Here is a 15,222-nt window from a genome sequence, read left to right on the forward strand (position 1 = left end):
GACCGGCGGGTCCAACGTACAGTTTGCGGTCAACCCGGCCAACGGTGACCTGGTCGTCATCGAGATGAACCCCCGGGTCAGCCGGTCCTCGGCGCTGGCCAGCAAGGCGACCGGGTTCCCGATCGCCAAGATCGCCGCCCGGCTGGCGGTTGGCTACACCCTGGACGAGATCCCCAACGACATCACCGAGAAGACCCCGGCCTGCTTCGAGCCGGTGATCGACTACGTCGTCACCAAGGTGCCGCGCTGGAACTTCGAAAAGTTCCCCGGCGTCCCCGAGGTCCTCGGCACCCAGATGCAGGCGGTGGGCGAGGTGATGTCGATCGGGCGCACCTTCCCCGAGTCTCTGCAAAAATCGTTGCGTTCGCTCGAGAGCGGCCACTTCGGCCTGGGCGCCGACCCGACCGAGGTGGCGCTGGCCGAGGTGGACGACGACGAGCTGGCCGGGCGGGTGGTCGTTGCCACCCCGGATCGCATCTTTGAGGTGGGCGAGACCCTGCGGCGCGGCTGGGGGGTCGAGCGGGTGGCCGAGCTCACGGCGATCGACCCGTGGTTCCTCGACGAGATGTCGACGATCTACGAGGAGCGCGAGACGATCCAAGCGGCCACGCCCGACACGCTGAGCCGCGCCGGATGGCGGCGGGCCAAGCGGCTGGGCTTTGCCGACGCCCAGCTCGCCCACCTGTGGGGGGTGGAGGAGGCGACGGTGCGCACCGCCCGCCTGGCGGCCGGCGTCGTGCCCACCTACAAGACGGTCGACACCTGCGCCGCCGAGTTCGAGGCGGACACGCCCTATCACTACAGCACGTGGGAGGACGAGACCGAGGTGCAACCCTCGGACACCCCGCGGGTGCTGATCCTCGGGTCGGGGCCCAACCGCATCGGGCAGGGCATCGAGTTCGACTACTGCTGCGTGCACGCCAGCTTCGCCCTGCGCGACGCCGGGTACGACACGGTGATGGTCAACTGCAACCCGGAGACCGTGTCCACCGACTACGACACGTCCAGCCGGTTGTACTTCGAGCCCCTCACGCTCGAGGACGTGCAGTCGGTGATCGACGCCGAGTCCGAGGCCGGCCCGGTCGCCGGCGTGATCGTGTCGCTCGGCGGGCAGACCCCGCTGAAGCTGGCGGGCGACCTACCCGAGGAATTGATCCTCGGCACCTCGCCGGCCTCGATCGACCTGGCCGAGGACCGCAACCGCTGGGGCGCCCTGTGCGCCCAGCTCGAGATTCCCCAGCCGCCCGGTGGAACCGCCACCACCCTCGAAGGCGCCCGTGAGGTGACCGAGCGGATCGGCTATCCGGCGCTGGTCCGGCCGAGCTACGTGCTCGGTGGCCGGGCGATGGAGATCGTCTACGACGACGACGATCTGGCCCGCGCCTGGTCCGCCCTCGCCCTCGAAGGCTCGCTGGGCCGGGAGGGCGGGCTGTCCGCCGACCGACCCGTGCTGGTCGACCGGTTCCTCGAGGACGCCACCGAGGTGGACGTCGACGCCATCCGCGACGCCTCCGGCGAGGTGCTGATCGGCGGCATCATGGAACACGTCGAGGAGGCCGGGGTGCACTCGGGCGACTCGGCCTGTGTCATCCCGCCGGTCACGCTGGGTGCCGGCGTCATCGACGTGCTGGGCGACGCCACCCGCCGCATCGCCGAGGCGCTCGACGTCAAGGGGCTGATCAACGTCCAGTTCGCCGTCAAGCGGGCCGGCATCCACCCCGACGCCGCCCAGGTGTTCGTCATCGAGGCCAACCCACGCGCCAGCCGCACCGTGCCGTTCGTCGCCAAGGCGACCGGGCGCCCGCTGGTGAAGATCGCCGCCCGGGTGATGGCCGGCGCAACGCTTGGCGAACTGCGCACCGAGGGCCTGCTCGGCGAGGTGTCCAGCGGGGACCACACCGCGGTCAAGGAGGCGGTGCTGCCCTTCAACCGCTTCCCGGAGGCCGACCCGCTGCCCGGGCCCGAGATGCGTTCGACCGGCGAGGTGATGGGCATCGACCTGACGCCGGGCCTGGCCTTCGCCAAGGCCCAGCTGGCCGCCGGCGATCGCCTGCCCGAGGGCGGCTGCGTGTTCCTCTCGCTGGCCGACCGCGACAAGGTGGCCGGTTTGGAGGTGGCCCGCGGGCTGATCGGCCTCGGCTTCGAGCTGATGGCCACCGGCGGCACCGCCACCGCCCTGGCGGACGCCGGCATCGCCGTCACCGGCACGATCACCAAGGTGGCCGACGCCGATTCGGGCACCGAGGGTGCCACCGCCCCCGAGCTGATCGCCGACGGGGAGATCGGCCTGGTGATCAACACGCCGAGGGGTCGCGGCCCCCGGGCGGACGGTCACGAGATCCGCGAGGCGGCGGGTCGGCACAACGTGCCGCTGATGACCACGATCTCGGCCGCCTCCGCCGCCGTGCGGGGCATGTCGGACCGCCGGGCCCACCCGATGGCGGTGCGCACCCTGCAGGAGTACCAGGCCGGCGTCGACCGCAGTTCGGCGGCCGATCACCGTGCCGACGAGCGGGGCGCAGCGTCGGACCAACGTGGTTGATCTCACCACAGCGGTCGGGGCGGTTGGCCTGCCCAACCCGGGGATGTGCGCCCCGGGCACCGCCGGTCACGGGGCCGAACTCGGCGCCTTCGTCGACCTGGCCCAGCTCGGTGCGGTCGTGGTCAAGTCACTGTCGGCCGGCCCGTGGCCGGGCAACCCGGCGCCCAGGGTGCACCCGTTGAGCACCGGCATGATCAACTCGGTCGGGCTGGAAGGCCCCGGGATCGCCGCCTGGGCGCACGACGAGCTTCCTGCGCTCCGCCGGGCCCAAGCCCGGGTGGTCGTGTCGATCTGGGGTCGCAGCGTCGAGGACTACGCCGCCGCCGCCGACGCGCTCGCCGAGCATGCGCCCGCCGGGACGGCGAGCGACCCGATCGTTGCGGTCGAGATCAACCTGTCGTGCCCAAACCTGGCCGGCAAGAAGATGTTTGCCCACGACGTCGGCGCCGCCGCCGACGTGATCACCGCCACCGCCGGGCTGGCATATCCCCGCTGGGCCAAGCTGTCGCCCAACACCGACGCGCTGGTGGCGGTGGCCGAGGCGTGCGCCGGGGCCGGGGCCGACGCGGTGACCCTGACCAACACCCTGCTCGGCCTAGTGATCGACACCGACAGTCGCCGCCCGGCGCTGGGCGGTGGCGGGGGAGGGGTGTCGGGGCCGGGCCTGGGCCCGATCGCGGTGCGGGCGGTGTGGGAGGTGGCCCGGGCCATGCCCGAGCTGCCCATCGTCGGCGTCGGCGGGGTGCACGATGCCAACTCGGCGTTGCAGCTGTTGATGGCCGGCGCCTCGGCGGTGCAGGTGGGCACCGCCAACTTCGCCGACCCCCGGGCGACGATCCGGGTGCTCGACGAGCTGGCGAGCTGGTGCGACAGCCATGGGGTGGCGACGATCGCCGAGCTGATCGGTGCGGCCCACCCATGAGCGCAACACCTCAGGCGGTGTATCGTCGCTGCGCGCCCATGGCCGTCCAGGCCGCTTTCTCCCCAAACCGGAAGAGGACCACATCGTGAACGTGAGCGACGGAACCGGCGTCCACTCGGTCGATCCCGAGTCGGAGGACGTTCCCGACGAGCCCGATTGGGCCGAGCCGTCGGTGCGCAACCACCTGTGCCTGGTGTTGGACACCGACGACATGGTGCAGGCCGAACGCACCGCCATTGCGCTGATGGGATACTTCGGGGTGGTCAAAGTGGGCCTTGAGCTGTTCTCGGCCGCCGGCCCCAACGCGATCGCCTCGCTGACCGACCTGGGCTTCGACGTCTTCTGCGACCTCAAGCTGCACGACATCCCGACGACGGTCGGCCGCGCCAGCCGGGTGCTCGGCTCGATGGGCGCCACCTACCTCACCCTGCACGCCAGCGGTGGAACCGACATGTTGCGCGCCGGCGTCGAGGGTCTGGCCGAGGGTGCGGCCAACGCGGGCCAGATGATCCCCCAGGCGTTGGCGGTCACCGTGCTCACCAGCGACGACACCGCAGCCCCCCATGTCGCGGCCGAGCGCATGCGCATGGCGATGGAGGCCGGCTGCGGCGGCCTGGTGCTCGCCGCCGAGGATCTGCACGACGCCTTCACCCTCGCCCCCAAGATGACCCGGGTGGTGCCCGGCATTCGAAGCGCCGGCGGCGACACCCACGACCAGGCGCGCCCGGCCACCCCCGGCGAGGCCATCTCCGCCGGGGCCGACCTGTTGGTCGTCGGGCGGGCGGTCACCCAGGCGGACGACCCGGTTGCGGCGTCGGCATCGATCGCCGACGAGGTCCGAGCGACCCTCGCCCTCCGTTGAGCGCCGACCGCGCTCGGGCCCACGACTGGGTTGCCTCCACACGGCGACGCTGGCAGGGGCTGCTCGACCGGCTGGCCGACGGCACGATCACCCTGGACCGGCTCTGGCTCGAGGCGGATCGAGACCCGGCGGCGGCCGAGCTGAAGCTGCTGGTGGCGCTCGAGGCCCGACCCGGCGCCAAGAAGGTGCTCACCCGGCGGGCCCTCGACGCTCTCGGCCTTCCGCAGTCGATCACCCTCGGCGAACTCGACGACCGGCTGCGCCGGCGCTTGGAGGCGGTGTTCGCCGACCCGGCTGCGCCCGACGCCACGGCCCTACCCGACTCGGCCGGCACCGACGCGACCCAGCCCGACCAGGCGGGCCTGATCATCGTGATCTCCGGTCCTGGCGGCGTCGGCAAAGGCACGGTGGTGCACCGGCTCCTCGAGCGGGATCCCCGCCTGTGGCTCAGCCGCTCCTGGACCACCCGCGCTCCCCGGCCGGGCGAGGCGGAGGATGCGTACCGGTGGGCGACGACCGAGGAGTTCGGCGCCCACGCCGATTCCGGGGGGTTTCTCGAATGGGTCGAGTTTCTCGACTACCGCCAGGGTTCCCCGGTACCCGATCCGCCACCGGGATGCGACGTTGTCTTCGAGATCGACGTCGCCGGAGCCAGGGCGCTGCGCGAACGCTGGGACGACGCGCTGTGCGTGTTCATCGATACACCCAGTCGCGTGGAGCAGGAGGCCCGCCTCCGCGGCCGTGGCGACGACCCCGAGCGCATCGCGCAGCGGCTGATCAAGGCCGATGAAGAGGTGGCGGCGGCCCTGGCGATGGATGCCATCGTCGTGATCAACGATGACGTCGAGGCGACGGTCGACGAGTTGCAGGCGCTGATCGAATCGGCCCGTCGAGCCCGCCGGCAACCGGGCGGCCCGGCCCCGGCGTAGCCCAATCCACCGGTCGTCGGCGGGGGCCTGTGACCCGGTCCGCTGCGCTATGATGATTTGCTGCGCGTTCGCCAGGCGCCGCCATCCGCACACGAGGAGCCCCCAGCACCGATGAACACCCGCCACGACACGATGATCGAGCCCCAGGTGGAAGGTCTTCTCGACCGGGCGGGATCCAAGTTCTCGCTGGTGACGCTCGCCGCCCGTCGTGCGCGTCAGATCAACGACTACGTGCATCAGCTGGGCCGTACCTCCGGCGGAGCGATCCCGCCGCAGGTGGCGTCGAATGCCTCCAAGCCGCTCTCGATCGCCTTCGAGGAGATCGCTGCGGACAAGATCCTGCCGGTGAACGCCCCCGGGCGCGACAACCCCGCCGGCGTCCAGCTGGACGATGAGGGCCACGTGGTGCACCCGGGTGACGCCTCCGACGACTCCGACGACCCGACCGCGGGCTGAACCACCAAGGTGATTGAACGCCGATGAATGCCACCGGGGCGACCGAGGGGGACGGCCCGCTCGCCGGTCGCCACATCGTCCTTGGCGTCACCGGTGGCATCGCCGCCTACAAGGCGATCGAACTCTGCCGCCGCCTGATCGATGCCGGGGCCTACGTCGCCCCGGTGCTCACCGAGGGCGCCCAGCGCTTCGTCGGGGCGGCCACGTTCTCGGCGCTCGCCTCCGAGCCCGCCCAGAGCTCGCTGTTCGACGGGCCCCATCCCATTCCCCATACCCGTTTGGGTCAGCGCACCGACCTGGTGCTGGTCGCCCCGGCCACGGCACGGGTGCTGTCCGACCTGACGACGGGACGCTCCGACGACCTGCTGGTCGCCACGCTGCTCGCCACCGAGGCGCCGGTGATGGTGGCGCCGGCGATGCACACCGAGATGTGGCGCCATCCGTCGGTCGTCGACAACCTGGCGCTGCTGCGCCGCCGTGGCGTCGTCATCGTCGATCCCGAGTCGGGGCGTCTGGCCGGTGGTGACGTCGGCGAAGGGCGGCTGGCCGGCCCGGAGCGCATCGTCGACCGGGCGATCGAGTTGCTCACCGCCGGCTCCGAACCCGCCGCCCTTCCCGCCGGGGCCCGCCCGCTTCCCGCCGCAAGCGGCGATGTGGGCATGGGATGGCGCGGCCGACGGGTGCTCGTATCGGCCGGGGGAACCCGTGAGGCGATCGACCCGGTGCGCTTCCTCGGCAACCGCTCGACCGGCAAGCAGGGCCATGCACTGGCCGAGGAGGCCGCCCAGCTCGGCGCGGCGGTCACGCTGGTGACCACCTCCGAGCTCCCGACATCACCGGCAATCGAACGGCGACAGGTGACGTCGGCCGCCGAGATGGCCGACGCGGTGCTCGAGGCTGCCCCGAGCATGGACCTCGTGATCATGGCCGCCGCTGTCGCCGACTTCACCCCCGCCGCCGTCGCCGACTGCAAGCTGAAAAAGGCCGATGGGGCGCCGAGCATCGAGCTGGTCCCCACCCAGGACATTCTCGCCGAGCTGGGCCGCCGCAAGCCTGCGTCGCAGGTGCTGGTCGGCTTTGCGGCGGAGACCGACGATGTCGAGGCCAACGCAGCCGCCAAACTCGAGCGCAAGGGCGCCGACCTGCTCGTCGTCAACGACGTCGGTGCCCCCGGGGTGGGGTTCGGCCACGACACCAACGAGGTGCTCATCCTCGGCCACTCCGGCGAGCGGATCAGCGTGCCGCTGACCGACAAGTCGGCGGTGGCAGCGCGGGTGCTCGAATGCGCCGGAGCGCTGGCCGCCGCACGCGCTGCGTCGTCCTAAGCCCTCGCGTCCTCTGACGAGACCCGGCCGCTTCCATCTCGGTGGCGACCGTCACCTACCATTCATCCCGCTTCAACCAATTCGCGATTTTCAACCCTTGAGGAGCTCAACGTGGCCAAGTGGACATTTACGTCGGAGTCGGTGACCGAAGGTCATCCCGACAAGATGGCCGACCAGATCTCGGACTCGGTGCTCGACGCCCTGCTCGAGCAGGATCCCGACTCCCGGGTGGCCTGCGAGACGATGGTGACCACCGGCCTGGCGATCGTCGCCGGCGAAATCTCCACCAAGGCCTACGTCGACATCCAGTCGATCGTGCGCCAGACGATCCGCGACATCGGCTACGACCGCGAGGACGTCGGCTACGACGGCTCCACCTGCGGCGTGCTCGTCGCCATCGATGAGCAGTCGGTCGACATCGCTCAGGGCATCGACGACTCCGAAGAGGTGCGTTCGGGCACCTCCGGCGAAGAGGACCAGCTCGACCAGCAGGGCGCCGGCGACCAGGGCATGATGTTCGGCTACGCCTGCGACGAGACCCCGGAGCTGATGCCGCTGCCGATCCACACGGCCCACCGCCTGGCCGAGCGGATGGCCGAGGTCCGCAAGGCCGGCACGATTCCCTACCTGCGTCCGGACGCCAAGACCCAGGTGACCTTCGAGTACGAGGATGGCAAGCCGGTCGGGCTCAAGGCCGTGCTGATCTCCACCCAGCACAACGAGGGCGTCGACCGCGACGCCGACATCCGCCCGGACCTGATCGAGTCGGTGATCCGGCCGACGATCCCGGAGCGCTTCGCCAACGACGACTTCGACGTCTATGTCAACCCGACCGGTCGCTTCGTCATCGGCGGCCCGGTGGGCGACGCCGGGCTGACCGGCCGCAAGATCATCGTCGACACCTACGGCGGCTCGGCCCGCCACGGCGGCGGCGCCTTCTCGGGCAAGGACCCCTCCAAGGTCGACCGTTCGGCTGCCTACGCCACCCGCTGGGTGGCCAAGAACGTGGTCGCCTCCGGCGCCGCCACCCGCTGCGAGGTGCAGGTGGCCTACGCCATCGGCATGGCGCACCCGATCTCGATCTTCGTCGAGACCTTCGGCACCGAGACGGTCGAGAACTCGAAGATCGAGGCCGCCGTGCGCGACGTGTTCGACCTGCGCCCCGCTGCGATCGTGCGCGACCTCGACCTGCGACGCCCGATCTACCGCCCGACGGCCGCCTACGGCCACTTCGGCCGGACCGGTCCCGGCTTCACCTGGGAGCTGACCAACCGGGCGGACGACCTCCGTTCGGCCCTGGGGCTCTGAGCTCGAGGTCCACAGCCAACCCGGACGAGCCCCGGCTGCCCTTCGGGGAGCCGGAGGCTGGGTTGCCCGGGGAGCCAGAGGTTCGGCTCCCGGACACGCCCGCCACCCCTCTGCCGGCTGAGACCGGCCCCCCGCCCGAGGGGCGACTCGTTCGGGTACTGCCCGAGCCGGCTCGCATCGGGCGGGCGTTCGACTATTCGGTCCCCGACGCGACCGACGGCCCACTCGAGGTGGGCTCGATGGTGCGCGTTGCGCTGGCGGGGCGCCCGGTGGGCGGCTGGGTGCTCGAGTGCGACGTCACCCCGCCCGACGGCGTGACCCTCCAACCGATCCGCAAGATCACCGGTCACGGGCCGCCGGCCGAGGTGATCGACCTGTGCCGCTGGGCGGCACGGCGCTGGGCCGGACGCCTGGCAACGTTTCTCACCACCGCCAGCCCGCACCGGGCGGTGCCGGCGCTGCCCAACCCGCCGACCCCCGGTCCGCCACCCACCGCCTCCGAGGCCGAGATCGCCGAGGTGGTGGCCGCAGCACTCGAGCATCCGGTGGCCACGCTGCGGCTGGCGCCCGCCGCCGACCCCCTGGGCGCCGTCCTCGCTGGGCTGGCGCAGCGGTGGGAGCAGGGGCCGGGCCTGGTCGTCGTGCCCGAGCACGCCCAGGCAGCCCAGCTGACCCGGGCGTTGCGTCGGGCCGGCGTCACGGCGGTGCCCTACGACCGGGCCTGGGCCGCAGCGAAAGCCGGGGGATCGACGGTGGTCGGCACCCGGGCGGCGGCGTTTTCGCCCCAGGGTGACCTGGGGGTGGTCGTCATCGTCGACGAGCACGACGAGTCGCTCCAGGAGGAGGGCTCGCCCAGCTGGCACGCCCGCGAGGTGCTCGTCGAGCGCTGCGCCCGTCTGGGGGTGCCCCTGCTGTTGATCTCGCCGGTGCCCAGCCAGGAAGCGGTGGCACTCGGACCGGTGCTGTCGTTGTCGCGGAGCGCCGAACGGTCGGGATGGCCGCCGATCGACCTGATCGACCTCCGGGCCGAGGATCCCCGGGTCGGGTTGTTCCACCCGCGGATCGTCGCCGCGGCGCGGGCCGCCCATCGCCCGGTGTTCGTCCTCAACCGCACCGGTCGCTCACGGTTGTCGATCTGTCGCAACTGCTCGGCGACCGCCACCTGCGAACGCTGCGACGCTGCGGTCAGCCGGCTCGAAACGGGCATCTTCACCTGCCCCCGCTGCGCCCACGAACGCCCGGAGGTGTGTCTCGCCTGTCGGGGCACCGCCTTCGCCAACCTGCGCCTGGGGGTCAGCCGTGTGGTCGAGGAGGCCTCAGCCCTGCTCGGCGTCGACGTGGCCGAGGCGACCGGCGCCTCCGGCGGACGCGACGGGCTGCCCGAGGGGGGCCCGGTGGTTGGCACCGAGGCCGTGCTGCACCGCGCCGGCAGCGCCGACCTGGTGGTGTTCTTGGACTTCGATCAGGAGCTGTTGGCGCCCCGCTACCGGGCGGCCGAGCAGGCGCTGGCCTTGCTGGCCCGGGCGGCCCGACTGGTCGGGCCCCGCGCCGGCGGGGGCCGGGTGATCGTCCCCACCCGCGAGCCCGAGCATCCGGTACTGCACGCCGCCGTGCTCGCCGACCCCGACCGGGCCGTCGCCGCCGAACGATCGCGTCGCCAGCTACCCGCCCCCCCCCCGTCCGGCGCGGTCGCCGAGATCGCCGGCCAGGCCGCTCCCGCCTACGTCGAACGGCTCACCCCGTTGCTTGACGACGTGCCCGATGCCCAGCTGCTCAACCCCGAGGACGGACGGTGGCTGCTGCGCGCCCCCGGCTGGCAACAGCTGAGCGCGTTGCTCGACCAGGTCGAACGCCCACCCGGGCGCCTGCGCCTCCGGGTCGACCCGCTGCGCCTGTAACGGGTCCGACTACCGGCGTGGTTCGATCGACAGCACCCGGTAGCCGGCCTTGGAACCCAGGCGCTCCACCGGATGCCCCCGGTCCTCCAGATGGCGGTGCAACGAGTCACCACCCAGGTTCTTGCTCATGACGAACACCGCCCGGCCGTCGGGCGCCAGGCGGTCCAGCCACGACTCGAGCAGCGGATAGAGCTCGGCCTTGCCGATGCGCACCGGTGGGTTGGACCACAACAGGTCGATCGGGGCATCGGGACCCCCGTCGGGGCCGACGGTGCGGATCCGCCCGGGTGCCAACCGTTGGGCGTTGATCGCACACAGCTCGCGCGCCCGATCGTTGGGCTCGACCGCCCACACGGTGCCGGTCGGGGTGCGACGCGCCAGTGCCACGCTCAGCGGCCCCCAGCCGGCCCCGAGGTCGACCAGCACGGCGGCGTCGGGCGGGGGTGGCGGTGCCAGCCGCAACAGCGTGGCCGACCCCAGGTCCAGGCGACCGGGCGAAAACACCCCGGAATCGGTCTGGAAGGTCAGCGTCTCACCGTCGAGCGTCACCTCGATCTGCCGGGTGCGCCGCTTGGAGCTCGGTTGGGCGCTGAAATACTGCTGATCCACCGGCGGAGTGTAGGCCGGTGATCTTCGAGGAGCCGGCCCCCGGCGGTACGCTGGGACCATGACTGCGTCACGCATCCGCATCGTCGGCGACCCGGTACTGCGCCAGCGCGCCGAGGTGGTCGATGACATCGACGAACGCCTGGTTCGCCTGGCGGCGGACATGGCCGAGACGATGTACGCCGCGCCCGGCCTCGGTCTGGCCGCCCCACAGGTGGGCATCAAGCAGCGCTTTTTTGTCTATGACCTCGGTGACGACGGCGGTCCAAAGGCCCTGATCAACCCCGAGATCGTCGAGTCGGACGGCGAGTGGCTCTTCGACGAGGGCTGTCTCTCGGTACCCGGCCTCTACTTCGAGATCGCCCGCCCCAGGCAGGTCCACGTGCGGGGGATCGACCTCGACGGCAACGAGGTCGACTGGGAGGCCGACGAGCTCGCCGCCCGCCTGATCCAACACGAGCTCGATCACCTCGACGGCGTGCTGCTGCTCGACCATCTCGAGGCCGATCAGCGCAAGATGGCCAAGAAGCAGGTGCGCGAGATGATGATGGGGGAGCGCGGCCCCGACGAGCTGCCCGACCGATCCAGGAAGCGGCTGGGCAGCGACGCCCTCTTCGGCGGGAGTCGGTGAGCGACGCCCAGCCCCTTCCTCCGCCCCCGACCCGGCCGACCAGCATCGTCTACTTCGGCTCGCCCGCCGAGGCGGTGGCGCCCCTCGAGGCGCTCATCGCCGCCGGCCATCGGGTCGATCTGGTCGTCAGCGCGCCCGACCGGCGGCGCAGCCGCCGGGGCTCGCCGACGCCGACCCCGGTCAAGGCGGCAGCGCTTCGGCTGGGCCTGAAGGTGACCGACGACCTGACCGATGCGGCCACAGCGGCCGAGGACGGCGCCGACCTGGGCGTTGTCGTCGCCTACGGACAGATCCTGCGCCGGCCGCTGCTCGAAGCGCTGCCGATGGTCAACCTGCACTTCTCCCTGCTGCCCCGCTGGCGGGGAGCCGCCCCGGTCGAGCGGGCACTGCTCGCCGGTGACGATGCCACGGGCGTGGCGGTGATGGGTGTCGAGGGGGGCCTCGACACCGGGCCGGTCTATGCCGAGGTCGCCGTGCCGATCGCTCCGACCAGCACTGCCGCCGAGCTACGGACCGAGCTGAGCGCTCGAGGCGCCGAGCTGCTGATCGACACCCTCGGTTCCGGGTTGACCGATCCCCGCCCGCAATCGGGGACCACCACCTACGCCACAAAGATCACGGGCGACGATCTCGAACTGCGCTTCGACGAGGCCCCCGCGATCGAGCTGGACCGTCGGGTGCGGGTCGGCGGGGCATGGACCACACTGCGTGGCGAGCGGCTGAAGGTGTGGCGGGCCGAGATCGTCGCACCCTCCGCGGCCGAGATTCCACCGCCCGGCGTGCTCGACGCCGACATCGTCGGCACCGCCTGCGGGGGCCTGCGCCTGGTCGAAGTGCAGCTGGCCGGTCGGGCCCGCCAGGACGCCACCGAGTTCCTGCGCGGCCTGCGCCCCGAGCCGGGGGAGCGCCTCGGTGGCTGAACGACGCGCTGCCAACCGAACTGCCCACCGCCCGGCGAAGGGTGCGGAGGTACCGGGCGTGGCGCCCCGGCGCCTGGCGCTCGACCTGCTCGCCCGCATCGAGGACGACGGCGCGTGGGCCAACCTGGTCGTGCCTCGGGCCCTCGACCGCTGCGACCTGGGCGACGCCGACCGGCGCCTGGTCACCGAGCTGACCTACGGCACGGTGCGCCAGCGCCGCCGCCTGGATGCGATCATCGACCCGTTCCTCGACCGCCGACCCGCCGACGTGGCGGTGCGGGCTCTGCGTCTGGGCGTCTACCAGCTGGAGGTGGGATTTCCCGACCATGCCGCGCTCAACACGACGGTTGGCGCCGTGCCCAAGCGGTGGCGGGGCCTGGTCAACGCCGTGCTGCGCAACGTGGTGCGGTCCGACCCGCCCCGGTGGCGCAGCCTGGGCGAAGAGCTGTCCTATCCGGACTGGATCGTCGAACGACTTGAAACCGACCTCGGTCGCGATGTGGCCGAGGAGGCTTTGGAGGCGATGAACCGGCCGGTGGCGCCCACCGTGCGAGCCGACGGCTACACCCAGGACCGGGCGTCGACCTGGGTGACCGATGCGGTCGGCGCCCTCCCGGGTGAGCTCGTCGTCGACGTGTGCGCCGCCCCCGGCGGCAAGGCGACCGGCATGGCGGCCTCCGGCGCAACGGTCATCGCCGCCGATCTGGTCGCCCACCGGGTCGATCTGGTCGTCGAGAACGCCGCCAGGCTGGGCTCGGACGTGCATGCGGTGCGCGCCGACGCCACGTCACCGCCCCTGCGCAACCGCAGCGCCGACCGGGTGCTCGTCGATGCGCCCTGTTCCGGGCTGGGGGTCATGCACCGCCGTCCCGACCTGCGCTGGCGGGTGGCTCCCGAGGATCCGGCCAACCTGGCCAAGCTGCAGCGCCGCCTGCTCGAGGCGGCGGCGCCGCTGGTCAAGCCGGGCGGCACCCTCACCTACAGCGTCTGCACCCTCACCCGGGCCGAGAGCGTCGACGTGGTCGAAGCGTTCCTCGACGACCACCCCGAGTTTGGCGCCGACGCGCCGCTGGAAGGCCCCTGGGAGAGCGACGGCCCGGTGTCGATTCTGTTGCCCCAGCGTGAAGGCACCGACGGCATGGCCCTGGCTACCCTGCACCGGGCACCCCAGCACTAACATTCATCCCCGGCCACCACGGCCACGCAGATGGCAAGGAGACAGATGACTGGCGACGCCGGGACGACCGACGCAACCGAGGACAAGCAGCAGGCGAAGGTGCTCACCGTATCCGACGGGGTGATGGCCGGCGTCCGCAAGGATTCCTCGGGCGCGGGCTTGGTGTCGCACCTGGAGGCCGCCGGCTTCGAGGTGATCGAGCATCGCACCATCTCCGACGGCGTCGACAACGTCTCCAACACGCTTTCCTACATGGCCCTCAACTTCGTCGGTCTCATCGCCACGACCGGCGGCACCGGATTCGGTCCTCGGGATGACACCCCGGAAGGCACCCGCCGCATCCTCGACAAGCCGGCCCCCGGGCTGACGACCGCCATGGCCACCGCGTCGCCACTCAACCGCCTGTCGCGCGGTGTGGCCGGCGTTCGGGGTCGATCGTTGATCCTCAACCTGCCCGGCTCGCCCGGCGGCGCGGTCGAGACCCTCGAGTCGGTCCTCGACGTCGTCCCCCACGCGCTCGCGCTCCTCGGCGGGAAGCGGGATCCGCACCCGACCCCCGATCAGTAGGGCCGAGATCGACATCATCACCACCACCCGGGATCGGGAGCTGATGCAGCGGGCGATCGCCGCCGGCGCCGACGCGCGCTGGGTGGCCACACCCAACCCGTGGGTGGGTGCGATCCTGGTGACCGCCGACGGCGAGCTGATCACCGGCGCCACCCGTGCACCCGGCCAGGCCCACGCCGAGAAGGTGGCGATCGAGCGGGCCGGCGACCGCGCCGCCGGTGCCACGATGTACGTCACCCTCGAGCCGTGCGCCCATCACGGCCGCACGCCGCCGTGCACCGAGGCCATCATCGCAGCGGGCCTGGCCCGGGTCGTCGTCGGCGTGCTCGACCCCGACCCCCGCACCGACGGCACCGGCGTGGAGGCACTCCGGGCTGCGGGCATCACGGTCGACGTCGGCGTGGTCGCCGACAAGGTGGAGGCCCAGCTGGCCCCCTACCTGCACCAGCGCCGCACCGGCCGGCCCTTCGTCGTGCTCAAGCTGGCGGCGTCCCTCGACGGCTACACCGCCGCTCCCGACGGCAGCTCCAAGTGGATCACGGGCCCCGCCTCCCGCAGCGACGGTCACCGCCTGCGAGCCGAAAGTGACGCCATCATCGTCGGCGCCCAGACGGTCCGTAACGACGACCCCAACCTGACCGTTCGCGACTGGCAGCCGCCCACCGGCGCCCATCCCGAGGACTACAACCCGGTTCGGGTCGTCTTGGGCTCGGCGCCCGAGGGCGCCCTGATCCACCCCTGCCTCGAGCTGTCCGGGGACCCGGAGGACGTGCTCGTCGATCTGGCCGAGCGGGGCATGGTCCAGGTGCTGATCGAGGGCGGGGCTGCGGTGGCCGGGGCATTTCACCGGGCCGGACTGGTCGACCGATACGTCCTGTACTTCGCTCCGGCGCTCTTCGGCGGCGATGACGCCCGCAGCCTGTTCTCCGGGCCGGGGGCGTGGAGCATGGGCGACGTTTGGCGGGGTGAGCTGATCTCGGTCGACCGCCTGGGCGACGACGTGCGCATCGAACTGGCCGCCCGGCCGCCCGAGAAGCCGGCTGAGGCCGACCATGTCACCGATCACCTGGAGCACTGAA

14 protein-coding genes are annotated in these 15,222 nt (G+C 72.0%); 13 read left to right on the forward strand and 1 reads right to left on the reverse strand.

Annotated features, from left to right (window positions below):
• The 8 genes from carB to PKD89_RS09805 form a co-directional block, all read left to right on the forward strand.
• The coding region (gene carB, locus PKD89_RS09770) for a carbamoyl-phosphate synthase large subunit (RefSeq protein WP_289012595.1) at positions 1-2,542 on the forward strand (2,542 nt) is incomplete at its 5' end.
• Positions 2,535-3,464 carry a dihydroorotate dehydrogenase gene (locus tag PKD89_RS09775; RefSeq protein WP_289012596.1) on the forward strand — a complete coding sequence of 310 codons (930 nt, stop codon included), beginning with the start codon at positions 2,535-2,537 and terminating at the stop codon, positions 3,462-3,464. The genes carB and PKD89_RS09775, both read left to right, overlap by 8 nt.
• A 91-nt stretch (positions 3,465-3,555) precedes the next feature.
• Entirely contained in the window at positions 3,556-4,326 is a 771-nt protein-coding gene (gene pyrF, locus PKD89_RS09780) for an orotidine-5'-phosphate decarboxylase (protein ID WP_289012597.1), read from the forward strand.
• Positions 4,323-5,255 (forward strand): guanylate kinase, encoded by a 933-nt coding sequence (locus PKD89_RS09785; protein ID WP_289012598.1) that lies wholly within the window; start codon positions 4,323-4,325, stop codon positions 5,253-5,255. Before pyrF ends, PKD89_RS09785 begins: the two co-directional genes overlap by 4 nt.
• A 111-nt stretch (positions 5,256-5,366) precedes the next feature.
• Positions 5,367-5,711, forward strand: coding sequence for a DNA-directed RNA polymerase subunit omega (rpoZ, locus tag PKD89_RS09790; protein WP_287379190.1), 345 nt, complete (start codon positions 5,367-5,369; stop codon positions 5,709-5,711).
• Positions 5,712-5,734: 23 nt separating this feature from the next.
• Positions 5,735-7,036: a bifunctional phosphopantothenoylcysteine decarboxylase/phosphopantothenate synthase gene (locus tag PKD89_RS09795; protein ID WP_289012599.1), complete on the forward strand. Its 1,302-nt coding sequence runs from the start codon at positions 5,735-5,737 to the stop codon at positions 7,034-7,036.
• Positions 7,037-7,147: 111 nt separating this feature from the next.
• The gene (metK, locus tag PKD89_RS09800; RefSeq protein ID WP_289012600.1) at positions 7,148-8,344 is read left to right on the forward strand and encodes a methionine adenosyltransferase; all 1,197 of its coding nucleotides are present in this window, start codon (positions 7,148-7,150) and stop codon (positions 8,342-8,344) included.
• A gap of 62 nt (positions 8,345-8,406) precedes the next feature.
• The gene (locus tag PKD89_RS09805; RefSeq protein ID WP_289012601.1) at positions 8,407-10,242 is read left to right on the forward strand and encodes a hypothetical protein; all 1,836 of its coding nucleotides are present in this window, start codon (positions 8,407-8,409) and stop codon (positions 10,240-10,242) included.
• A gap of 9 nt (positions 10,243-10,251) precedes the next feature.
• Here PKD89_RS09805 and PKD89_RS09810 read toward each other — a convergent pair whose 3' ends face one another.
• Entirely contained in the window at positions 10,252-10,851 is a 600-nt protein-coding gene (locus PKD89_RS09810) for a class I SAM-dependent methyltransferase (protein ID WP_287379187.1), read from the reverse strand.
• A 58-nt stretch (positions 10,852-10,909) separates the two neighbouring features.
• Here PKD89_RS09810 and def point away from each other — a divergent pair, with 58 nt between their 5' ends.
• From def to ribD, 5 genes are read left to right on the forward strand one after another with little or no spacing between them, the layout of a single operon-like run.
• On the forward strand, positions 10,910-11,479 hold the full coding sequence (gene def, locus PKD89_RS09815) for a peptide deformylase (RefSeq protein ID WP_287379186.1): 570 nt from the start codon (positions 10,910-10,912) through the stop codon (positions 11,477-11,479).
• Positions 11,476-12,399 carry a methionyl-tRNA formyltransferase gene (locus PKD89_RS09820; protein WP_324332414.1) on the forward strand — a complete coding sequence of 308 codons (924 nt, stop codon included), beginning with the start codon at positions 11,476-11,478 and terminating at the stop codon, positions 12,397-12,399. The genes def and PKD89_RS09820 overlap by 4 nt, the downstream gene beginning before the upstream one ends.
• Positions 12,392-13,576: a transcription antitermination factor NusB gene (locus PKD89_RS09825; protein WP_289011038.1), complete on the forward strand. Its 1,185-nt coding sequence runs from the start codon at positions 12,392-12,394 to the stop codon at positions 13,574-13,576. The genes PKD89_RS09820 and PKD89_RS09825 overlap by 8 nt, the downstream gene beginning before the upstream one ends.
• Positions 13,577-13,621: 45 nt before the next feature.
• Entirely contained in the window at positions 13,622-14,143 is a 522-nt protein-coding gene (locus tag PKD89_RS09830; protein ID WP_287393134.1) for a MogA/MoaB family molybdenum cofactor biosynthesis protein, read from the forward strand.
• Positions 14,144-14,159: 16 nt separating this feature from the next.
• The gene (gene ribD / locus PKD89_RS09835) at positions 14,160-15,221 is read left to right on the forward strand and encodes a bifunctional diaminohydroxyphosphoribosylaminopyrimidine deaminase/5-amino-6-(5-phosphoribosylamino)uracil reductase RibD (protein WP_289011056.1); all 1,062 of its coding nucleotides are present in this window, start codon (positions 14,160-14,162) and stop codon (positions 15,219-15,221) included.
• Position 15,222: the final 1 nt, after the last annotated feature.

The sequence above is a fragment of the Candidatus Neomicrothrix sp. genome, from assembly GCF_035329545.1.
Lineage (GTDB): Bacteria > Actinomycetota > Acidimicrobiia > Acidimicrobiales > Microtrichaceae > Microthrix > Microthrix subdominans.